Below are 24,049 nucleotides of genomic sequence, written 5' to 3' on the forward strand. Positions count from 1 at the left end.
CATTCAGCGCCAAACATTGAGAATATTTTTCAAAAACAATCAAGGATATTAAACCATGTCAAAATATATAATCTTAATTTTCCAGTTATCATTTTTTTTAAGTAACTTTGCTATCGCTTCAGAATCAAACTGCGGACCAGCTCCTTATGAACCTAGACAATACTGTGACAACATAAATGATGCAGTACAAAGAAATGATTGTTTTCTCAATTATGAATTTGCTATGTATGGATATAATATTGATCTGGAGAATTGGAATCACTGCAGAAAAGTTCATAACGAATGGACAGATGGAGAGGTATTATGGGTTACTAAAAAAGAAAGAGTATGTATAAATAAAATATTCCCAATTTATGGTAATAATTGGTTTATTGGCGAGCGTTCAAATATAGGTGGTTACGATTCAGGAAATGCGGGATGGTATTGTGATGAAGTATTTGTTCCTGAAACAATAGAGCAAATGCATTACTATCAAGACTACAATGGATCTGGCCCACTCTGCGAAGCCTACTTGGGAAATCCGATTCGCACAGAGCCAAGACCTGTATGTAGAGAAATGGAAATTCAAGTCTATGTAGGAGGCTAAAGTATCTTAAACCCCGACTAATCCTCGGGGTTTTTTATTATCAACCTTTAAGGAGAATAACCAATAATGAAACTCTCTTATATCAACATATCCCTTAATAGCCTAAAGCAGCCTTGGTTGCGCAAGGCAGTTTTTTCAGTTTGTGCACTCACCGCTTTATCAGTCCCGCTGAGCCAAGCGCATCAACAGCAGGATAAGAAAAAACCCGATTGCCGTGAATCACAAACCTGTGAAGTTAAAAAATCTGTGGAGAATCTGGATCGCGGTTTAGTCGTGATTCCCACCGAAAACGGCAATGCCATTAGCTGGCGTCTGCTGCAAAAAGATCAGGGCAATAAAGGCTTTCATGTATTTCGCAATGGTAAAAAATTAACCAAAAAGCCGCTGGCATCCGCCACTTTTTTTATGGATACCCAAGGCAAAGCGGGCGATAAATATCATGTGATGATTGAAGGTGAACATCACCTGCAAGATAAAAAAGCGAATAGCGCAACGGCATGGAGCAACGCTTATTTAAGTATTCCACTCAACAAACCCAAGAGTGATTCCATTTTGGGTGTGATGCACGATTACAGCGCGAACGATGCAAGTGTTGCCGATTTGGATGGTGATGGCGACTATGAAGTGATTGTGAAATGGAACCCCAGCAACGCCAAGGACAACTCCCAAAGCGGTTATACCGGTAATGTGTTTATCGACGCTTATACCCTGGAAGGCGAACAACTCTGGCGAATTAATTTGGGCAAAAATATTCGCGCCGGTGCGCACTACACCCAATTTATCGCCTACGACTTTGATGGCGATGGCCGCGCTGAAATTGCGATGAAAACTGCAGATGGCACAGTCGATGGTCGCGGTACAGTGATTGGCGATGCAAGTGCCGATTATCGCAACAGCGGCGGTTATATTTTAAATGGTCCAGAATATTTAACCATGTTTGATGGTTTGTCTGGCGAAGCGCTGGACACTATTGCTTATGTTCCGCAGCGCGGCAATGTCTGCAGCTGGGGCGATACCTATGGCAACCGCGTGGATCGTTTTCTGGCGGGCGTCGCTTATTTAAATGGCGAAACACCCAGTTTATTTATGGCCCGTGGTTATTACACCCGCGCCGTGGTTGCTGCATTTGATTGGGTCGATGGAAAATTCAGCGAGCGCTGGGTGTTTGATACCAATAACGCCAATGGCGATGAAATTGTCTATGGTCAGGGTGCACACAGTGTGTCGGTTGCCGACGTGGATAGCGATGGCCGCGATGAAATAATCTACGGTGCCGCCACCATCGACGATAATGGCCATGCACTTTACAGCACAGGTTTAGGCCACGGCGATGCACTGCATGTTTCCGACATAGACCCTACTCGCCCCGGCCAGGAAATTTTTATGGTGCATGAGTGCCCCTCCTGCTACACCAAAGACGGTGTGGAATACGGAGTGGAATTGCACGATGCAGCCACCGGCCAAATTATTTGGAATCGCCCCAGTAATGGTGCCGACGTGGGCCGTGGTGTCAGCATGGATATAGACCCGCGTTTTGTAGGCAATGAGAACTGGGCGTCACGTGGTGGTTTGGTCGCTGCCGACGGCCAATTAATTTCTGAAACGCGTCCACCACAAATGAATTTTGCACTCTGGTGGGACGGCGACTTGTTGCGCGAGATTTTGGATGGCAACAAGGTGTACAAATGGGATTACGAAAACGCTGTGTCCAATGTCATTCTAAATGGTGATTTGTATAGCGCAGTATCTGCCAACGGCACCAAAGCCACACCGGCATTATCGGCAGATATTTTTGGTGATTGGCGCGAAGAAGTTATCTGGTCCAAGGCGGATAGCAGCGAGCTGATGATTTTCTCCAGCGCTATTCCCACCAATCATCGCATTCCCACACTCATGCAAAACCCGCAATACCGCGCTGCAATTGCCTGGCAAAACGTGGGTTATAACCAACCACCTCACCCGAGTTTTTATTTGGGTAGCGATATGCAAACAGTGCCCGACTATGCCACAACCAGTGTTAAAGGTACTCGCTGGGCAAAATTAGTCGCACAAGGCGATACGAACAAAGTGACTGTGCGCCTGTATAGCAACAAAGCAAAATTTAACGGTGCTCATATTTTCCGCAGCACTGAGGACGCACCAGACAATAAAATTCGCATTGGTTATATTCATGGCGATCAAGGTGAACTGATCGATACCAATGTAGTGCCGGATGTAAATTATATTTACTCCGCTGAACTGCGCGGTGGTAAAAAACATCGTCAACTCGATGCTGGAACATCCAAAACCCAATTGTCAGTTAGCTTAATTCCGCAAGTGGAATTAAATATTATCAACAACATGGTACCAGTACAGCTAACCTGGCGCAGCGAAAATATGGAATTACGCAGCATTCATATTTATCGCGCAGAAACGCCAGACAATACACAACCGGCGGATTTTTCCAGCAGTCAATTAATTGGTAACGCAGCAACTGACAGCCTGAGCTGGCAAGATGCTACCGCCACTGCCGGTAAAAATTATTACTACTGGGTTGAGTTTGATAATGCGACAACAAACGAATTGGTGCGCACAGAGCCTGCTTACGTCGACACAATACTCGAACCAAAAACTAATCTCGTAAGCAGTAAGGTTAGCAATGGCATTAATTTGAGCTGGAAGCTGCAAGACTTCCCATCTATTCGCGTAGTTGAGATCTACCGTAATACCCGCAACCAAGCCAGTGGTAGAACCCGTGTTATCGCCAGCGCTCCGCAAGAGGGAACGCTAGTAGATACCGGCGTAGTAGCAGGAACAACCTATTGGTATATGTTCAAACTCACTATGACTGATGGCACCACGGTAAATACCATACCGGAAGCCAGCATTACATACTAAAACTCCGCATCAAAAAAATGCCGACTGTTTTTTACAGCTCGGCATTTTTTTATTGCCCGATCATTTATAACCATAACGAGGATTTATTGTGAAGCTCACACAAACACTCGCCATCGCACTAACGATTAGCAGTAGCTTGATGTTTACGTCACCTCAGGCAGAAACCATTAGCAATAAAATCCCTGAGCGAGAACAAACTATCACCACCGTTAAAAAACTTGCTTCAGCGGAGGTGGCAAGACTAAAAGAAATAGAAACCAAACCTGAATTAAAACGGCGGCACATTAACACCAACTGGATTTCCGCCACATTTTTTGTCGGTACCGCCAAATTAGTGGATGTTGCCAATGTGCCAGATGTGCTCGCGTTTAACATGGAAACTGCACAGCGTTTTAACTACGCCCACCAAGGCCACGGCGCACCGGTACATTTAATTAACGCCGACGATCAAGCCATTGGCGATTTATACCAAGCTATTTACTTACGCACCGGCTTGCCCGGCGTGCTTATGCCGCTGCAACAGCGTCTGGATTACACACTGCCCTATTTAAGCCTTGAACCTGCGCCCAAAAAATTAGTTTGGTGGTGGTGCGATTCATTATTTATGGCGCCGCCGGTATTAACACGCATGTCGGCAATTACCGGCGATGCAAAATATATCGATGCCATGGATAAACAATTCTGGCGCGTATACGAGCGCCTCTACGATAAAGACATTAATTTATTTGCACGCGATGAACGTTTTATCGAGCGCCGCTCCGCCAACGGCAAAAAAATATTCTGGTCGCGCGGACAAGGTTGGGTAGTGGCAGGACTCGCCCGTATTCTGGAAGCCATGCCGGAGAATTATCCAAGCCGACCGCAGTATGTGAAATTATTTCAGGAGATGATGGCTAGTATCGCCAAACTACAACAACCCGACGGACTCTGGCGCGCAAGCTTGTTGGATCTGGAAGCCTACCCGGAACCGGAAACCTCCGGCACTGCATTTTTTACCTATGCAATGGCCTTTGGTATTAATCACGGTTTACTCGAACGCGATAAGTATTTACCGCAAGTGCTGAAAGGCTGGGCGGGTTTAAATAATTATATTTTGCCCAGCGGTATATTGGGTCAGGTGCAATCTGCAGGCGACCAACCCGTGCCCACCAAACGCGAAACAACCGCGCTTTATGCCTCGGGCGCCTTTATTTTAGCGGGCTTGGAAATTGCCAATTTAAATCAACCGATTACTAAACTACCGCTGCCATTACCCAAACCGCCCAAACCGGAATATCACGCCAGCGATATTCCCCCCAGCCCGTTACCCGCCAACCCAACTCCTGAGCAGGTGCGTGAAGATCAACGCCGCAATGCTGAAAAACAAGCGGTAAAGGATTTGATGTTTGATCCCTGGGTGGATTATTCACAGCCATAATATTCAGCCATTTATTTTTCACTTGAGGCTGAAAATGGATACCCGCTAACGCGGGTATCGCAATGATGATTTAAAAATCATCGCCGCCGAAATAATGGCAGCGGCTGAATGACTGAGCGGCCATAGAGCACACTTATACCCGACAACCCTTTGAGCGCATCCGTAACAGATTTGTCGGTGCGAATAGCAAAACTGGTGAAGCCACATTGACGCATATGGCTCAACTGATCGCGCAATACATCACCCACTGCACGCAATTCCCCGGGCCAACCCAAGCGGGTGCGCAATACGTAAGCTTGGGTGTAAGCGCGGCCGTCGCGAAAGCTCGGAAATTGCAGCGCAATCAGCGGCACTACCGCTAACCATTGCTTTACGGGCTCTTCCTCTTCATCGGGTGCGAGCCAAAAACCCTGTTCGCTTTGCTGTTCGCCGCGCAGTACGGCATCCGGCTGATACTTCTGCCACAGGGAAAAGGGCAGAATCAGTTTTTGGTGCGCAGAAAACTCAACCAATTCAGTTTCAGAACTAATAAACACCCAGGGGTCTTGCTCCACAATGTGCGCACCGTCTTGCATAAGTGCAATAATATTATTCATGGCAAAACCTCCACTGGTGGCTGCTGCGGTGATGCTGAGTTTTGGTACAGATTTTCTTTAAAGGGGTCAATACCAATTCGCTGCACCACATCAATGAACGGTTCATCCACTTCGCGATAATGTTTGTAAGTGGTGATGATTTTTTCAATCACATCTGGCATTTCTGCAGCAGAAAATGCCGGGCCAATCACCTTACCTAAACGACTGTCATTGCCCTGAGCGCCACCCAGTGTGACTTGATAAAACTCGCTGCCATTTTTATCCACACCCAATATGCCGATATTGCCAATGTGGTGATGGCCACAGGCATTCATACAGCCGGAAATATTTAAACTAACGTCACCCGCATCGTGCAAATAGTCCAGATCCTCAAAACGCTGTTGAATCGCCTGGGCGATGGGAATAGATTTGGCGTTGGCAAGCGAGCAGTAATCGCCGCCGGGGCAAGCGATAATATCGGTGAGCAACCCGGCGTTGGGTGTTGCCATACCGATCAAATCCAGCGCTTGCCACAAAGCAAATAAATCCGCTTTGCGCACATCAGGCAGCACTAGATTTTGCTCGTGGGCGACACGCACTTCACCAAAACCAAATTGTTCGGCGAGTAAAGCAATCACCTCCATTTGTTCAGCGGTAACATCACCCGGCGGCGCGCTTATGCCCGGCTTGGTGGAAATAATAACCGCCGCATAACCCGTCACTTTATGCGCGATTACACTGCGCGCAACCCAGCGGGAAAATTCCGCATGCTTAAACAACTGGGTGTTGTAATCAAAATTCTGTGCGGGTAAAAATTCATAGGCCGGTGCAACAAACGCGGCGGCAATACGCTGGTATTCCTGATCAGTAATTTCCGCCGGGCCAGCATTAATCGCTTGCCACTCGCGCTGCACTTCCTCTGCAAACGCGGCAATACCCAAGGCCTTTACTAGAATTTTAATGCGCGCTTTGTATTTGTTATCGCGCCGACCATGGCGATTGTATACGCGCAAAATGGCCTCCACGTAGGAGAGCAAATGGCGCCAAGGCAAATCCTCTTTAATCGCCAAACCGATAATCGGCGTGCGCCCCAAGCCGCCGCCTACGTAAACGCGCAGCAGCATTTCACCGTTAGTCGCGCGATACAGATGCAAGCCAATATCATGCACTTTTATCGCGGCGCGATCTTGTTCGGCAGAGGAAATCGCAATTTTAAATTTGCGCGGTAAAAATAAAAATTCCGGATTGATGGTTGACCACTGGCGCAATAATTCGGCCAATGGCCGCGGGTCAATAATTTCATCCGCCGCGACACCGGCAAAAGCTTCTGTGGTGACATTGCGCACACAGTTGCCCGAGGTCTGAATCGCATGCATTTGCGCAGCGGCCAGGCAATCCAGAATATCCGGCGCTTGCTCTAATTGAATCCAATTAAATTGAATATTCTGACGCGTGGTGAAATGGCCGTAACCTTTATCGTAAGTGCGTGCAATGTGCGCCAGCGTGCGCAACTGATTACTGGATAACACGCCGTAAGGAATCGCCACACGCAACATGTAGGCGTGTTTTTGCAGATACAAACCATTTTGCAAGCGCAGCGGTAAAAACTCTTCCTCCGTCAGCTCATCACTCAAACGGCGCGCAACTTGATCCCTGAATTGCTCCACCCGTTCACGCACCAGCGCGTAATCATAATCGTCGTAGCTATACATAACAGAGCACCACACACATAACAGAGCACCACATTGGCAGCCAAGGTTGATCGCTTACCTTAGCCCTGCTCTGTACTGCAAAACAGTTGCAGATAATCAGAATTACTAAAGATCAGATACGCACTACACGAGCCTGAACGGCTGCATCTGCTACGGTGTTTTTCGCTGAAACTGAATCTGTTACCAGTACAGATGGAATCGCATACTGACTGCACAATGACTGACCAAACGAAGAGAAGCACGTCATGAGCGAACATATTCCTGTACAACAGCTGCCCTCCTCTCACAAACCCACACCCGCTGAACGCGGCGGAAAAATTCATACGCGCAGTTTTACCGGGGTTTTTCGCCGCCTGCGCATCAGTATCGCCGGTGTACTGGCACTATTATTTTTTGGTACTGCCTGGATTAACTGGGACGGCCACCAAGCGGTGCTGTGGGATTTAACCGAGCGAAAATTCTATGTGTTTGGCACCACATTTTTACCCGAGGATTTTTTACTGCTCGCGTTTGTAATGAGCATCAGTGCATTTTTATTGCTCGCGGTCACGGTGATAGCCGGGCGAGTCTGGTGCGGCTACGCCTGCCCACAAAGCACTTGGACCTGGGCATTTATGTGGATGGAAAAAATCACCGAGGGCGACAGTTATCAACGGGTGAAACTGGATGCAGCGCCTTGGTCACTGAATAAATTTTTTCGTCGCAGCAGCAAACATTGTTTGTGGCTACTCGCTTCGCTTGCCACCGGCATCGCCTTTATGGGCTACTTTATGCCGGTACGCGATTTGGTGAGTGATTTGGTCACTGTGCAACTGGAAGGCAATTATGCATTTTGGGTATTTTTTATCGCCGGTATGACCTACCTCAATGGCGGCTGGCTGCGCGAAAAAGTCTGCACCCACATGTGCCCTTACGCGCGATTCCAAAGCGTGATGTTTGATAAAGACACATTAATTATCGGTTACGATGCGCAGCGTGGTGAGAGTCGTGGAGCGCGCAGAAAAGATGAAGATCATCACGCAAAAAATTTGGGTGATTGCATCGACTGCCATATGTGCGTGCAGGTTTGTCCAACCGGTATTGATATTCGCAACGGTTTACAAATGGACTGTATCGGTTGTGCCGCCTGTGTGGATGCCTGCGACTCGGTGATGGATAAAATGGGTTATGCGCGCGGTTTGGTGAGTTATACCAGTGAACGCCTATTGGAGCTGCCGCCCACGCAACGCAGCGTGATAAAACCCGGCATTCGCTGGCGCACCAGCCTCATTGCCTATGCAGTCGCGATTGCCGCACTTCTGGCAATTCTTGCGCTGAGCTTAAACGCGCGCGAGCAAATGGCGCTGAGTGCGTATCGCGACCGCAATGTATTGCGCACCAATTCACTCGGTGAAAAAGTGAATGTTTATCGCCTGAAATTAACCAACAAAACCCAACAAATACAGACCTATCAACTCACCTTGGCAAGCGATAAACCGCTGTATTTAACCAAAACTTATCAGCTGACTTTGGCCGCCGGTGAACGCGTAGAATTACCGGTCGCGGTAGCCCTAAAAAACCATGATCCGATCCACAACACGGGTAGCCATATCGATTTTAATTTCCAGATGAGCAATGTAAATCAGCCGGAACAAACCATTGATCAATCCGCCAGTTTTATCTACCAGAGTAAATAGGCAGTTGGGCAACACTATCGGAACACCGGGGGCTGGCTTATCATTCGCTTATGAAACTCTATGAACAATTTGCAGAAAACATCGCCGAACTGATTCGCACCGGTACTTTGAAGCCAGGCGAAAAAATTCCGTCGGTGCGTACCGCCAGCCGCACCCATAGCATCAGTGCCGCCACCGTTTTTCAGGCCTATTACTTGTTAGAGCGGCGCGGGCTTATTGAAGCCCGCGCCCGCTCCGGTTATGTGGTGCGCAACAATGCGGGCAGCCTGCTCGCCGAACCGCAATTAAATGACAACGCGCAAGCGCGGCATGAAATTGCGGCTACCGAGGTGGATGTCAGTGAATTGGTTTTTTCTGTGTTGGATTCCATTAAAGACCCACACACCATTCCCTTGGGTTCCGCCTTTCCCAGCCCGGATTTATTCCCCCTGCCACGGCTGGCGCGCTCCATGAACAAAGCGCTGCGCGATATGTCGCCGCAAGCCATAGTGACCGACATGACCAGCGGCAATGCCAATTTGCGTCGCCAAATTTTGTTGCGTGCCATGACCGCCAACAACAAATACACCGCCGATGAATTGATTATTACCAGCGGCGCCTTGGAAGCGCTGAGTTTATCGCTGCAAACCGTCACTAACCCTGGCGATATGGTGGCAATTGAATCGCCCGCTTTTTACGCCTGTTTGCAAGTGCTGGAACGCTTGAAATTAAAAGCGGTAGAAATTCCGGTTCACCCAAGTGAAGGCATGGACCTGGATATTTTAGCCGACACCCTCACCCGTCTGCCCATAAAAGCCATTTGGGTAATGAGCAGTTATCACAATCCGCTCGGCGCCAGCATGAGTGATGAAAAGAAAAAAGCCTTTTGCGAGTTAATTGCGCAACACCAAATTCCCACAATTGAGGATGATGTTTACGCTGAACTCTATTTTGGCCACCAGCAAGCCAAAGCCTTAAAAAGTTTTGATCAGCATCATTTAATTATGTATTGCAGTTCATTTTCCAAAAGCCTGGCGCCAGGTTATCGCGTTGGTTGGGTAGCCGGTGGCAAGTTCGCCGAAAAAATTTATCGCTTGCAACTCATGAGCACCATCTCCCCGTCGGTGCCTGCACAAGCGGCGATTGCTGATTATTTACAGCACGGCGGTTTTGATCGCCACTTGCGCAAACTGCGCGAAACCTTGGAAGCGCAGCAACAACACATGTTACTGGCAATCGAAAAATATTTCCCCAGCGGCACCCGAGTAACCCAACCGAAAGGTGGATATTTTTTGTGGGTAGAGTTGCCCACGCAGGTAGATTCACTGCAACTCTTCAAACTCGCCCTCGCCCAAGGTATCAGTATTGCCCCCGGCACCATCTTCTCCGCCTCCCGCCGCTTCCGCCACTGTATCCGCTTAAACTATGGCAATACCTGGACACCACACATAGAAGAAGCGATGAAAATCTTAGGGCGATTGATGGCGTCGTTTTGAGGTAAACAATATTTTTTATCAACACCGTTGTTATGTTATCTATCTGAATAACCAAATGTAAAAAATCCCCATGATTTTCGAATCATGGGGATTTTTTTGTCCCAATATGCCCTAAATTCCCGTTAGTCTCATTTACTGGTTTTTACAGGCAACTTCATATCCTCACCCAAATAAAAGCGCGGATGTGGCGGTTGGTTGTAGGCGGTGTTTTGCCAGGCAATCGCAACGCGGTATTGCGGGTCTTGCATAAGTGTCGTCAGGCCGATGTCTGTCGGGATGTTGGTGGAATAAATGCGCAGGGATTTGTTGTCCTCCGCACGCAAAATTAATTCCTCACGCCAATCGCCAAGTATATCGGCAGACAAGGCCGGGTTGGCTTTGGTGCCGTTGTTGGAGCTAGTACCTTCGGTGACTAACAGCGGCACACTGGTATTATTTTTCCAATCCCATTTATAAATGGTTGTGCCATCCAATAATTCACGCAGCAAATCGCCGTCCCACCAGATGGCAAAATTCACCTGTTTTGGTCGCGCGGGTGCCGCAACTTCGCCTTTGGCATTAAATAATTCCGGTGCATTCAATGCCCAGTTTTCTGCACCTGGGTGACGCGGGTCTATATCTGCCGCCAAACCGCGGCCGTTATCTTTTTCAGTAGGTTTACTCCACAACACTTTCCCGTCTGCGGCATTGATTAGCGCAGAACCTATGCCGCCATTACTGCGCGGAGATTCATACACACCAAACACCTCCAAACCGGGATTTTCCAAATTCAAATCTGACACATGTAGCGCATCGCCGTGGCCAAACCTGGTTGTCCATTTGGGTGAACCATCGTGATCAATAGCCATAGCGCCGTAGATAATTTCGTCTTTACCATCGCTGTCGATATCAGTAACGGATAATTGATGATTGCCCTGCCCGCTAAAACCTTCGGGAACATCATGTGCTGCAGAATCAAAAACCCAACGCGTGGAAATTTTCCCCTCGCGAAAATCGTAGGCGGCGACTACGCTGCGAGCATAATAACCACGCGCCATAATGACACTCGGGCGCGCACCATCCAAATAGGCGACACCCGCTAAATAACGCTCGGAGCGATTGCCGTAACCATCGCCCCATACAGCTTTCATTTGCTCGGCGGTTGGATTGTTATTGCCCGGTGCACGCTGGGGAATATAGGGCACGGTATCCAATACTTTTCCTGTTGCGCCCTCAAACACAGAAAAATATTCCGGCCCGGTTAATACGCGGCCGACTAATTGCCCCATATATTTTCCTTCCGGTGTTACTACAGAACCGGTGCGATCATTTACCTCCAATTCGCCCCCATGACTCACCCAGTCCGCCTTGGCGTCACCGATGATTGTTCCCTCGCCATCGGTTGTGCCGTCTGCGGTTTTCAGGGCGACTTCAGCGCGACCATCGCCGTCAAAGTCGTACACCATAAATTGCGTGTAATGCGCACCCGCACGAATATTACTGCCTAAATTAATTCGCCAGAGTTGTTCGCCTTCCAAGGTATAAGCATCGATAAATACCTTGCCGGTGTAACCACCTTGGGAATTATCTTTGGCGTTAGTGGGCTCCCATTTCACAAAAATTTCATAGCGGCCATCGCCATCCACATCCCCAACACTGGCATCATTGGCGGTGTAGGAATAGGTTTTGCCATCGGGTGTTGTATCGTCTGCCGGTGGTGTGATTGGAATATTTAGGTAGGGTTGATCCCAAGCACGCGCAGTTGCAATAACTTGCTCACCTGCACGCAATTCGTAACGCGCACCGGCTTTGCCTTCTGTATCCAAAAAATTACTGCGTTCAGTGATAGCCACAGCAGAAACTTTATTGCCGTCGCGATACACATCCACTGCGAAGCCCGCTGCATCCTCCTGCAATTTTCTCCAGCTAACCAACATACCTTCTGCCGCGGGCACCGCGATCAAACCGCGATCCAGCGCTTCCATTTGCCGCGCAACTTGCCGGGAATCTGTAGCCGCCCCAACTTGTGTCTCTACAGCAGCAACAGATGAGCTGATCACTGTAGATTGCACTGTTTCAGCCGTTTGCTCTGAGCAGCCAACTACAGCCAGTGCCAAGACCATAGGCACTGAAACCAGCTTTAGCCTATTGAAAGTAGTATTAGTGGATAAAAAATGCATTGGAAAACCTCGCTGGTTGATTTTTATAATTGATATTCAGAATAATAATCTTGCCGTCATACTCGCGAACGCGGGTATCTATAATCACAAACCCAACAAGGGTTTTAATTCTGCGGCGACAAACCCTGCATTTAATTCCGCCCCGGCTTTGCTGGTATGGGTATGTTTGTCAGCAAACAATGCATCCACTTTTTTCGCACCTAATTGCTCATATTCAGCAGCGATAACAGTGTTTAAATCGATAAATGCACTACCGCTTTGCAGTGCCACCTGACGTGCCCAATCGGGATAGGAATCTGGTGCGCGAGCGATTTTTTTACCTTCCCATATTTTGCGCGGCACTGGTGAGCAGACCACGGTAATAATGCCGCGGGCACGGGCTTCGCCAATGAATTTGCGCAAATAGCCACCGTAGCTGTATACGGTTTCCGGCTTGCCAGTCAGTTGGTTTACGATTTTTTCATAGTTGTCGGCTACACCCTTGAGCGTACCGCGTGCACGACTGTCGTCGTTGATAGGAGCGTTATCGTTGTGGCCAAATTGCATCACCAATACATCGCCGGGGCGCATCATATTTAAGGTGCGCTGCCAGTAACCGCCAGTATAAAAAGTACGGCTGCTTAAACCACCTACCGCGCGGTTTACGACATTGATTTTTTTAGGGTTTAAATGCGGCTGTAAAAAATCGCCCCAGCCCCATTCGCCATTGCCGCCAATACCGCCACCATTGCGCACGGTTGAGTCGCCAATTAAAAAGACCGAACGCAAATTAGGGTTAGCAGGAATCGGCAAACGCAGCCAGGTCATTTCGTCGGCAGCAACCGCCGCACCTTTTTCATTGAGCAGATCATTAAATAACTGTTCATTAGATAAAAAGGGGCGCAAACCTTTAAATGCAGCGAGTGCGGTTTCCGCATGAAGCTGCGCACCTTGTGGGTTAAAGTGAGTGTGATCTTTTGGATAAAGTGCAGTAGTTTTTTCCGTTCCCAGCGCCTCCAGCTTATCGGCCACCAAATTATTTAAATCCACAAAATGTGTATTCAGTTCCAGCGCCAATTCATACGCCCAGCGCCCATAACTGCCATTGCGTTCCAACTTTCCGGCTTGCCATACATTGCGCTGGGTGAGGGACATTAAAATCGGTGTGGCATTTTTAGCGCGCACATCGTTTACCATCTTGCGAACGTAATGGCCGAAGGTATAAACCGTTTCCTGCTGCTGGGTGAGCAGGTTATTAATGGTGATGGCTTCTGTGCCTATGCCCGGCAGGGTGCCGCGTGCACGGGTTGCATCATTTACCGGGCTGGCATCGTTGTGGCCAAACTGGATGATGACGACATCGCCGGCAGAAACGTCATCGATTAAGGCTTGCCACAAACCTTCCGCGATAAATGTACGACTGCTACGGCCGCCGCGCGCGCGATTAATCACTTCTGCCTTAGTGGTATCCACATACTCACCCAACAATGCGCCCCAGCCTTGTTGATCGGGTTGATTATAGGTTGCAGCAGTGGAGTCACCGGCGATAAAAATTTTCGTTTTACTCGTTTTATTAGGCGCACTGTCATCCGCGCAGGCTCCAGCGCTGATTAACAAGAAAAAGAACCACAAGCCACGCTGTAAAATACAGCGCGTTAGATTTTTTATTTTCATTATTAGCCTCGTTTTGATTGGCGGGATTATTTCACCAAAATATCTGGCGTAATTTCTTTGAGCGATGCGCAGCCAGACAGCGCCATAGCCACGCGCAATTCGTTGCCTAAAATATCCAACACATTACTAACGCCTTGTTTCTTTTGCGCCGCCAAGCCGTAAACCCAGGCGCGACCAATCACCACCGCATCGGCACCTAATGCCATAGCGCGCACAATATCCAGCCCGGTGCGAATACCGCTGTCCAACAAAATTTTGATATCACCCTGCACTGCATCGGCAATCGGTGGCAGCGCACGAATGGAAGACAGCGCACCATCCAACTGGCGGCCGCCATGGTTGGAAACAATCAAACCATCGGCGCCGAGTTTTTTGGCTTCCAGTGCATCTTCCGGGTCCAAAATGCCTTTAATAATTAAATCGCCTTTCCATTTATCGCGAATTTGCTCAAGCGTTTTCCAGGTCACACTCGCGTCAAAATTTTTGCTCATCCAGCTCCAGAATTCATCGATGCCAGCGCCCTTGCCCAATACGTGAGCGACGTTGCCGAGTGAATGCGGGCGTCCACAAATACCCACGTCCCACGCCCAGCGTGGACTCATCATGGATTGCAACATGCGCGCACTTTGACGGCGGAACATACTGCCGCCTGACAAGCCGGAGCGGATATCACGATAGCGCGATGAAGGCACCGGCATGTCCACGGTGAACATTAATGTTTTGGTGCCCGCCTCCACGGCGCGATCCAACATCGCATTTAAAAAGCCGCGATCTTTAATCATGTACAACTGGAACCACAAGGGGTCTTGCGTTTGTGAACGCACCTCTTCAATCGAACAAGCCGACACAGTGGACAAACAAAAGGGCACACCTTTTTCTTGCGCTGCTTGTGCAGCCAATACTTCACCGCGCCGCGCATTTAACCCGGCAATACCCACCGGACCGAGAATAATCGGCAATTTTAAATTCTGGCCGAATAATTCGGTTTCAGTGTTGATAGTGGAAATATCGCGCAGCACCCGCTGACGCAAACCAATGGTTTGTAAATCGGCGCAGTTGTTGCGCAAGGTGGTTTCACTAAAAGAACCACCATCAATATATTCAAACAAGAATTTCGGTAAGCGACGTTTAGCCAGTAAGCGATAGTCTTCAACGTTTGCAGCAATCAAAGGATTCACCTCGGTAAAAATATTGTTAATTAAATTATTTTTTCAGCGCACTACCCGCCAGCGAGCTACCAATCAACGCCAAATTCTGGATTGCCGCCAAACCCCATTGCGCGCTGTCGTTAGTGGAGACCCACGCGGCTTCATCAACCGGGTTTAATACCAGCGGCCCCTCAACCCGCTTAACCTCAGGAACATGATTTGCCTCGCGGAAAAATTCATCCCACGCCCGTTTTGCAAGTGCAGTATCACCAGTTTGCTGCGCAACATAGGCAGTTAAGCGCGAGTGCGCATTGGTGAGATTATTGCCCGTTAAACTCACCCCGAATTCAGCCGCTTGCTGCGCAGCCGGTGCACTATAAAAACGCCCGTAGCGTAACCACGCCGCTTTGAATTCAAGTACATCAATTAATTGATTTAACTCGGCACAGATTTCAATCAAACCAAACACCGCATTGAGGTGCGACACGCGTTTTGGGCGGCCAGATTCTAATGGATCAGCGGGAATAACGGTCATGGCTTTACTATTTATATCAAAGTGGTAACCCTTGGCAAAAAAGCCCAAGTCGTTACCGCCAATTGTGCGCATCGCATTTTCCAGCCAGGTTTTATAGCGTGCATCACCGGTGCGCTCCCAGGCAGTTAACCAATTGGCTGCCGCTGAACCCCAATCCGTACCAATTCCAATATGGGTATTTTTATCGGCCGCCGCCTCCGGGTTTACTTTGCGCGTGGGCAATAAATTCACCAGCTGTTTATCCGCTTCGGCGACTTCCCACAGCACATCGCCGGTGCGTTCATCGCCCGTTAAAAAATAATGGAAGCGACGATAAGCGGCAGTGCTGATGCGCAATTGTTTTGCACTGCAACCCCAGTGCTGCACATTGTGGCGGGTACCCAAACCAGCAAAACGACCAAGGTGATAAATATCCACATCGCGAGTGTGACGGGTCATGGCTTCAGCGATACGAAATGCGCGTGCATCGCCACTGCGCAAGAAGGAATACCAGAGCCATAAATCCGGCGAGAGTTCGGAGTTATCCCATGCAAAACCACCTACGTCGTAGCGCCACACATGGCGATCCGTATCGTAGGTGTGCATCACATCGCCGTAATTCCAAAAGCCATACCAATGGCGTTGGTCGATTTGTTGCTGATAAAAATCAATCGACCAGTCCAACCGGTCTTCCACTATTTTTTTAATCGGTGTTGAACGATCCGGCAGGCTCCACAGACCACCAAATACACCGGCATCCAAATAGGTTTGCGGCGCAGCAATAATTTGTGCGGGAGTGCGAATGGAATCGGCCAGGTCGATGCATTGTTCGCGCGATGGAGTTGCATCCAATGCGTAAAGCATCATGTCCGTTGTGCGCGCAATACCTTGGGGCGATCCAAAACCTGGCTCGTAATCTTCGTAGGTGATTTCCAAACCTTCGATTTGTTTGGCGTAGGTGTCCATGCCCATGCCGTCGTGATAAAAGCGCAAATCCATCGGCGGTGCATCGGGCGACCAGATCCACATTGTCGCTTGTGCTGTTGGTGTGCCCGCATTGCGAATATCTATTTGTGTGGGATGCAATTGCCAAAAATCGCGCATGCCAAACAACACACCACCGCTTGCGCCACCTACATAAGCAACACCGCTCGCGCGTTTGCCTTGATCCACATCGATCCAGGCATGGCCCGCTTTGGTGCGCTTTTTAATGCTGAAGCCATTGGCGTTTACTTGTGAGAGCGAATAATCATTCCACACCGGAATAAATTGCAGGCGTTCGCTCACGCGTTTATCCCAGGTATTCAGTGCAGGAGTAGCGACGCCATTAATTTGTGCCTCGCGCACCGCTTTGCCGGGGTCGCGCCGCAAACCGGTAATGCCTTGCGGCGACTCCGCCCAGAGGCCATTGCCCTCACCCACAAAACGCACATGACGGTTATAGGTTTCATCGCGCTGCAGTACATCAAAACGTAAACCGAGTGCGCGAATAAAATCCTGTTGTTCATCGCCGTCAAAAATAAAGCTGTGGCTAATGCGCACCGCATCGCCACCAGCATGAAAATACAAACGCAATGAAAACGGCAGCCACTCGCGACCATTTGCCGTGCGGTGCATACCCGATAATTTCACCACCGCGCGCAAGGGCCCGCGCTGTTCTATGTCGGCCTGTTGAATCTGCGCCGAAAAATGTTCTACCTGCAGAGGCTGCTCGCCATCCGCTTCCGTTTGATTTTGTCGCTGGCCAATAAATTGCGCGTTTTGCAGCAATGTTTTTTTCGCGCGGGTAATTTCATCAATAATCACCTCGCCTTGGGTGTTCACTACACAGCGAATCACGCCGGTATCAATCAACAATTTTTTGCCGGATTCTCCAATTGTTACGCTGTGTTTGGCCTTAGGCGCGCGGCCTTTTAATTCACTTTTTTCGATATGGAAAGTTTGCCCCAGCGCTTGCCCGGCAGCTGTGGCATGCCCCGTCCATTTCACTGAACCGTCTGGCCAGGTCGCCATTACCCAGGTTTGTAATGGCTGGTATTTACCAGCTTGATCCACTAAATGCAGTGCATCATTTGTTTTGAGCCTACCCTGCGGCCAGGGCTGCCCCCAGGTATAACCGCAGCGTGCGCGTGGTTCGGCGGTATCCAACCAACCCAGCTGATTGGATTTGGTAAGTAGCGGGTTGCTGGTACTGGATTGCGCTGCTGTCAGGCGGGTACCCGCCATTAACGGCAGGCTGGCGGCCATAGCGCTGTATCTGAAAAGTTCTCGGCGGTTCATGGACTCTACTCACTGCATGCACCCTGAAGGGCGCTCTTTTATCGTTTATTGGATACTAAGCTGCACATGAAGCATGTCCTATTTGTATCACACTTGAATCATATTGACTACATATGATTGAATATGATCGACACATTGAAAGATCGCTGTTATGATCACTTCAAGATCCCTGAATCCGGTTTTTGCCAACATTTTTTTGCCAACAATAAATTGTGAGTATTTTATGGTTGCTACAGTAGAAGGTATTGCGCGCACCGAGTTGACGCGCACCATTGATAAGCTGATTGATAATCTGGTTAACATTAAAGACACCAGCGGTGAATTCCTGCTGCGTTTGGATGATGGCCGCGTGATTGATACCAAAGGTTGGAATGACTGGGAGTGGACCCACGGTGTGGGCCTCTACGGTTTGTTAAAGCTGTGGGATATTACCGGCGACGAAAAACCGCTACACATCATGCAGGACTGGTTTAAAAATCGTTTTGAAGCGGGCACGCCTACTAAAAACGTTAATACCGTTTCTCCCTTCCTCACCCTCGCCTATTTGGCCGAGCGTTTGGGCACCCGCAGCTACCTGCCCTATTTGGATGTCTGGGCTGAGTGGGTAATGAATGAAATGCCGCGCACTGAAGAAGGCGGTTTGCAACACATAGTGTTTAACTCGGTGAACTACCAACAAATTTGGGATGACACCTTAATGATGTGTGTGCTCCCGCTCGCCAAAATCGGTTTGCTCATGAATCGCCCGGCCTATGTCGAAGAAGCCAAACGTCAGTTTATGTTGCACACCAAATATCTGGCAGATCGCAAAACCGGTTTGTGGTTTCACGGTTGGACCTTTGATGGTCGCCACAATTTTGCCGATGCACTCTGGGCGCGCGGCAACTGCTGGGTAACTATTGCGATTCCGGAATTTATTGAACTGCTGGATTTACCACCACACGACAGCACCCGGTTATTTTTAATTGAAACCCTGGAAGCGCAAGTAAAAGCGCTGGAGGGTTATCAAGATGAAAGCGGCTTGTGGCATACGCTGATTAATGACAAATCTTCCTACCTGGAAGCCTCTGCCGCCGCTGGTTTTGCCTACGGTATTTTGAAAGCGGTGCGCAAAGGTTATTTGGATTCCAAATACGAAGCCATGGCCGTTAAAGCGATTAAAGCAGTGCTCGCCAACATTAGCGACGACGGCGAATTACAACAGGTTTCGTTTGGTACACCGGTATTTGATGACCTGCAAGGCTATCGCGATATTCCCTTGACCTCCATGCCTTACGGCCAATCCATGGCGATTTTGGCGCTGGTGGAATATATGAATCGCTATATTTAATTGCAAACCTCCTTCCCCGCTGTTGCCACTCGCAGCGCGGGGCTTTTTATAACAGCTTCCTATAACAATAAGAGCGATAATCACCATGACTATACGCGAAATAAAAACCCGAAATTATGTGGCTTATGGCCTCACCGATGTACTGGGTGCCGGTTCCATGGCGGTTATCAGTGGCTGGTTAATTTTTTTCTACACCACTTTTTGTGGTTTATCGGCGATACAAGCTGCCTCTATTTTTGCGATTGCGCGTATTATCGACGCCGTTGCCAGTCCGTTGATTGGCCATATTTCCGACAATTTAAATAAAACCAAACTCGGCCGTCGCTTTGGCCGTCGCCGCATTTTTTTATTAGCGGCTATTCCTTTATTGCCCAGCTTCGCCCTTATGTGGGTTGCCGATCAGCACTATTGGTATTACCTCTTCACTTTTGTATTTTTTGAATTGGTTTATGCCTCGGTATTAATTCCCTACGAAACCCTTGCTGCCGAAATGACCGACGACTACGCCAAAAAAGCCAAGTTTGCCGGCGCGCGAATTTTAACCGGGCAAGTCTCTGCTATTTTCGCCGGTATTTTGCCCAACTGGATTGTTAACTATGTAGGTGGCAAAGAAAATTCAGATACCTTCCTGATTATGGGAATTATTTTTGCGCTGGCATTTATGCTGGTCATTACTGTGACCTATTTATTTACTTGGGAACGCGCGCCGGTAGTAGAAGCAGAAGAGCCGGACAAACCCAAAACCTCCGCGTTTAATGCACTCAAAATGGTATTTGTGAACCTATCCTCCACGTTACGGATTCGCGCCTTCCGTTTGCATTTGGGCATGTATTTGGGTGGTTATATTAGCCAGGATATTTTTAACGCGGCCTTCACTTATTTTATTGTGTTTGCATTAGGTGGTTCGGTGGCGATTGCTTCATCGCTTATCGCAAATACTTACATTGCACAATTGCTTGCCGTTGCGTTGGCGATTGCACTGGTCATTCGCATAGGCCCGTCCTATACCTATCGCTTAGCGGTATCGTTTTATATCGCCGGTATTGTTGCGCTACTGATTTTATTTTTAACCTTTACTGAATTGCCGCCGCTGTATTTATTACTCGGTGCGGTAGTGCTGGCTGGTTTGGGGCGCGGCGCACTCAACTATATTCCCTGGAACGTGTACAACTATATTGCCGACGTGGATCAAATTGTTACTGCCAAACGCCGCGAAGGTAGTTTTGCCGGGGTGATGACCTTTATCCGCAAAGCAGCGCAAGCCGTGGCGGTGATGTTTGTGGGCATAGTGATTGAATGGGGTGGCTTTATGTCGGGCAGTGAAACCCAGACTACCGAGGCGATTAATACCATCGTACTGGTCATGGTAATTGGCCCGATTCTGTTATTACTGTTCGGATTTTTTGTGGCGAGCCGTTTTAAATTAAATAAAGACACCCACGAATTATTGATGAACGAAATCGCCCATTTAAAATCCGGCGCCACCGAACCTTCCAGCGCACAGAGCCGCGCCGTAGTGGAAGATTTATCCGGCTGGCCTTATGAGAAATTGTGGGGCAAGAATAATGTGGGCAAATAGCCATATAGGAAAATAGCCAATTGGAGCGATAATTTTTACCAATTATTTTCCATTCGATTATGCACAAACAATTAACCCCCGGTTCGCTCCTGTAATACAACAGACTCGCACCGGGGGTTATTTTTTTCAGAGTTTTCCTAATATTATTTACCGGTGATTAAACCTCAAGCTCCTTTACTGCCTGATCCCACGCGCGCTGTAAATAAGCAAATGAATCCACCGCGTGGGCGGGGCTGGTGTCTTCCAATAAAATCGGCACCTGGTGTTTACCTGCGGCGATCAGCCGTTTAAATACACCCACCCAATCCATCATACCGGTAGTGCCTACGGGTAAATCACCGAGTTTCACCAAACCCCTTTCGCTGGGAACCATTTGGTAATCTTTCGCGTGAATCGCCACTATACGCTCACCAAAGGTGGCAAAACATTCATCCAAAAATGCATCCATATCCGCCACTCCCACCAGCGGAATTAAATTCACTGGATCAAAAATAATACCCAATGCCGGGGAATTAAATTCTTCAATCATAATGCGGATATGTTCGATGGTGGATAGCGCGTGGTATTCCGCTACCGCCTCCACCCCCACGCGAATTCCTTTTTGCTCCGCCGCTTTTACCAAACGATGCAAACCTTGTAGCGCAATACGAAAGGCGATGTCGCGCCCGTCAGGTTGTTCAAGATAAGGCATAGGTGAACCGGTTTCAGTGCCAATGACATTGCAACCCAGTGCGGCGGCAGCATCGATATGCGCCTCAAAACGTTTGAACGAAAATTCACGTGCGCTTTCATCCAGCGCGACTGTATCTATGTAACAACCAATCACCGCGACACTAATGCCATTCGCCGCAAACGCAGTGCGAATTTCCGCCAAGCCGGCATCGCCAAATTCTGCTGGCATTAAATGCCCACCGGGAAATGCCTTGGCCAAGGCCAGTTGCACACAAGTTGCGCCGGAGCTGGCAATACGCGCTGCGAGTTCTTGTGGTGGAAAAGTGCCAAAATCATGTGCCCGCAGGCCAAAAAGAGGTTTCATTCTGTTATACCGCTCAGCTGGTTGTTAATTAGATAATTTGACTGAATGTGATATTAACTGATTGAATTTGACCGATCAAACAATTGGCGATAACACTGAAAATTAAAAACCCCAAGGCAATAACATCGCCTTGGGGTTTTAGCTGCACAATTTACGAAACTATTTACGAAACTATTTACGAAACTATTTACGAAACTATTTACGAAACTATTTACGAAACTATTTACGAAACTATGGTTAATCGTCGGCTTTTACAATCGCTTGAATTAACGCGGGCTCAAGTTGCGCACCGGTGTTGCGATTAAACAAGGCAAAACCGCCATCACCTGAGTAACCGTTGTCCCAATAAATTGGCACCAAACCACGGTCATAGGCTGACTGGGTGATGTACTCGTTCCAGTAGTTGCGATAGGTGGCATGGCCCGACACATTCAACCGCGACACTACACCGTATTCACCCAAAATCACGCCGATGCCTTGATCCACAAAATGGGTTTTCATTTTTTGGAATTGTGCGTCGGTATAAGCTTCGTTCGCCCAGGTTTCGGTGACATTTGGGTTGGTGGCGATTGAACCCCACTGGGTAATATTGCTGTTGGTATTCAAGGTGAAGTTGTAGGGGTCGTAATAATGCACTTCCATCATCAGGCGATCATTCACGGTATCCACTGGAATCACCGCAAAATTGACCGTGTGATCAATGTTGGTATTAAAGCCCTGTACTACCAAATGCCGCGTTGCATTTTTGCCGCCAGTCGCACGCACGGTATCCACAAAAGTTTGGTTGAAACTATTTTGCACCGTGTAGTACTCCACCGTTGGCGTGCCGTAATCGCCATCCACCATCACTTCGTTAGTACCGGCAAATAACAAACGATCATCGTAATTTTTAAAACGATTGGCGATTTGCGTCCACATAATATTGAGACGATTGTTTACATAAGTTTGCTGCGCATAAGTGGGTTGCATCCAGCCGCCGTCCCAGTGAATGTTCATCACCACATACATGTCGGCATTGAGCGCGTAATTCACTACTTGCTCAACACGATCCATCCACGCCGTTTGAATCACAAAATTTTGCGGGTCAGAAAATTTACTCCAGGCCACAGGCAGGCGAATGGTTTTAAAGCCGGCGGCTTTTACCGAATTAATTAATTGCTGGGTAATGAGCGGGTTACCCCAATTGGTTTCACCGCCCACGGCGTCTAATGTATTTCCCACATTCCAACCAATACCCATTAATTGCGTGAGTTCAACACTGGTCACACCGGAACTGACCGAGCTGCTGGAACTGCTTGAACTCATCGAACGGCTGGAGGAGCTTCTGATACAAATACCTGGGTGCATCGCACAGTATTCATCGCTCCAGGTATGTGGCGGGCAATCAGGCCAGCTATTACCTTGCGGGCAACTCAGACCTGAACTGAAGGATGAACTGCTTCTGGAACTCATGGATGAACTGGAGAGTGACACACTGCTGGATGAGCGCGATGACGAACTCACGCTGGATGAACTAATACTTGATGAACTAACACTTGATAGAGAAGATGAACCACAAATCGCGCCGGTTACTACCGGCGTTTCTATCGCGCCATTTGCATTGACTTGCATACCAAAGGTGATGGTTTGCCCCGGTTGTAAGGTGCTATTCCAACTCAAGTTGGATGCACTGTAGGGGTTGGCCCCACTCAGGTTGGCGTTCCATAAATTGCTAATACGGTTGTTGGTATAACTCCAATTCACACTCCAACCATTGAGCACTGTTGAACCGGTATTGGTAATTTCAATATTCGCCGTTGCACCGCTGCCCCAGCTATTGGTCACCACATATTTACAGCTGGCGCTCTGCGCTAGCGATACTTGGGATGTGAATAAACCCATGCCCAGGAGCGCGGCGGCGCCCCACAATTTAAGTCGTGAAATATTCATCCAGTTGTACTCCTGTCGTTATTTGTTATTGACCCGCTACAAGAAATACCTGCGCCTGCACGGGAGGATCTGCCTTGAACTACCTACTGCGCTCACAAAATAG

At 48.6% G+C, this 24,049-nt stretch carries 15 protein-coding genes; 7 read left to right on the plus strand and 8 right to left on the minus strand.

Annotation, left to right across the window (positions count from 1 at the left end):
• Positions 1–55: 55 nt before the first annotated feature.
• The 3 genes from NNX04_RS07030 to NNX04_RS07040 all read left to right on the plus strand — a co-directional run bounded on the left by NNX04_RS07030 (position 56) and on the right by NNX04_RS07040 (position 4,880).
• Entirely contained in the window at positions 56–586 is a 531-nt protein-coding gene (locus NNX04_RS07030) for a hypothetical protein (RefSeq protein WP_261947928.1), read from the plus strand.
• A gap of 66 nt (positions 587–652) precedes the next feature.
• Positions 653–3,463, plus strand: coding sequence for a rhamnogalacturonan lyase (locus tag NNX04_RS07035; protein ID WP_261947929.1), 2,811 nt, complete (start codon positions 653–655; stop codon positions 3,461–3,463).
• An 88-nt stretch (positions 3,464–3,551) separates the two neighbouring features.
• Positions 3,552–4,880, plus strand: coding sequence for a glycoside hydrolase family 88/105 protein (locus NNX04_RS07040; RefSeq protein WP_261947930.1), 1,329 nt, complete (start codon positions 3,552–3,554; stop codon positions 4,878–4,880).
• Between the two features lie 77 nt (positions 4,881–4,957).
• On the opposite strand, the gene NNX04_RS07045 is transcribed toward NNX04_RS07040, so the two are convergent.
• Together NNX04_RS07045 and NNX04_RS07050 are read right to left on the minus strand one after the other, a co-directional pair.
• Positions 4,958–5,476: a DUF934 domain-containing protein gene (locus NNX04_RS07045; protein ID WP_261947931.1), complete on the minus strand. Its 519-nt coding sequence runs from the start codon at positions 5,474–5,476 to the stop codon at positions 4,958–4,960.
• A complete protein-coding gene (locus tag NNX04_RS07050; RefSeq protein ID WP_261947932.1) occupies positions 5,473–7,167 on the minus strand; it encodes a nitrite/sulfite reductase in 1,695 nt (564 codons plus the stop codon). Before NNX04_RS07050 ends, NNX04_RS07045 begins: the two co-directional genes overlap by 4 nt.
• A gap of 245 nt (positions 7,168–7,412) precedes the next feature.
• Between NNX04_RS07050 and ccoG the strand changes: the two genes are divergently transcribed.
• Positions 7,413–8,843, plus strand: coding sequence for a cytochrome c oxidase accessory protein CcoG (gene ccoG / locus NNX04_RS07055; RefSeq protein WP_261947933.1), 1,431 nt, complete (start codon positions 7,413–7,415; stop codon positions 8,841–8,843).
• A 50-nt stretch (positions 8,844–8,893) separates the two neighbouring features.
• On the plus strand, positions 8,894–10,318 hold the full coding sequence (locus NNX04_RS07060) for an aminotransferase-like domain-containing protein (RefSeq protein ID WP_261947934.1): 1,425 nt from the start codon (positions 8,894–8,896) through the stop codon (positions 10,316–10,318).
• Between the two features lie 128 nt (positions 10,319–10,446).
• On the opposite strand, the gene NNX04_RS07065 is transcribed toward NNX04_RS07060, so the two are convergent.
• The 4 genes from NNX04_RS07065 to NNX04_RS07080 form a co-directional block, all read right to left on the minus strand.
• Positions 10,447–12,477, minus strand: coding sequence for a rhamnogalacturonan lyase (locus NNX04_RS07065; protein WP_261947935.1), 2,031 nt, complete (start codon positions 12,475–12,477; stop codon positions 10,447–10,449).
• Positions 12,478–12,561: 84 nt separating this feature from the next.
• On the minus strand, positions 12,562–14,130 hold the full coding sequence (locus NNX04_RS07070) for a GDSL-type esterase/lipase family protein (RefSeq protein WP_261947936.1): 1,569 nt from the start codon (positions 14,128–14,130) through the stop codon (positions 12,562–12,564).
• Positions 14,131–14,156: 26 nt separating this feature from the next.
• Positions 14,157–15,308, minus strand: a complete 1,152-nt coding sequence (gene lldD / locus NNX04_RS07075; RefSeq protein ID WP_007642638.1) for an FMN-dependent L-lactate dehydrogenase LldD — start codon at positions 15,306–15,308, stop codon at positions 14,157–14,159.
• Positions 15,309–15,333: 25 nt separating this feature from the next.
• Positions 15,334–18,072, minus strand: coding sequence for an exo-rhamnogalacturonan lyase family protein (locus NNX04_RS07080; RefSeq protein ID WP_261947937.1), 2,739 nt, complete (start codon positions 18,070–18,072; stop codon positions 15,334–15,336).
• 151 nt (positions 18,073–18,223) lie between these two features.
• Here NNX04_RS07080 and bglB point away from each other — a divergent pair, with 151 nt between their 5' ends.
• On the plus strand, positions 18,224–19,402 hold the full coding sequence (gene bglB / locus NNX04_RS07085; protein WP_261947938.1) for a beta-galactosidase BglB: 1,179 nt from the start codon (positions 18,224–18,226) through the stop codon (positions 19,400–19,402).
• 85 nt (positions 19,403–19,487) lie between these two features.
• A complete protein-coding gene (locus NNX04_RS07090; protein ID WP_261947939.1) occupies positions 19,488–20,981 on the plus strand; it encodes an MFS transporter in 1,494 nt (497 codons plus the stop codon).
• A gap of 157 nt (positions 20,982–21,138) precedes the next feature.
• Here NNX04_RS07090 and NNX04_RS07095 read toward each other — a convergent pair whose 3' ends face one another.
• Positions 21,139–22,017, minus strand: coding sequence for a sugar phosphate isomerase/epimerase family protein (locus tag NNX04_RS07095; RefSeq protein ID WP_261947940.1), 879 nt, complete (start codon positions 22,015–22,017; stop codon positions 21,139–21,141).
• 237 nt (positions 22,018–22,254) lie between these two features.
• Complete coding sequence (locus NNX04_RS07100; RefSeq protein WP_261947941.1) at positions 22,255–23,946, minus strand: cellulase family glycosylhydrolase; 1,692 nt, start codon at positions 23,944–23,946, stop codon at positions 22,255–22,257.
• Positions 23,947–24,049 lie beyond the last annotated feature (103 nt).

Origin of the sequence: Cellvibrio sp. QJXJ (assembly GCF_024452345.1) — a bacterium.
Classification (GTDB): domain Bacteria; phylum Pseudomonadota; class Gammaproteobacteria; order Pseudomonadales; family Cellvibrionaceae; genus Cellvibrio.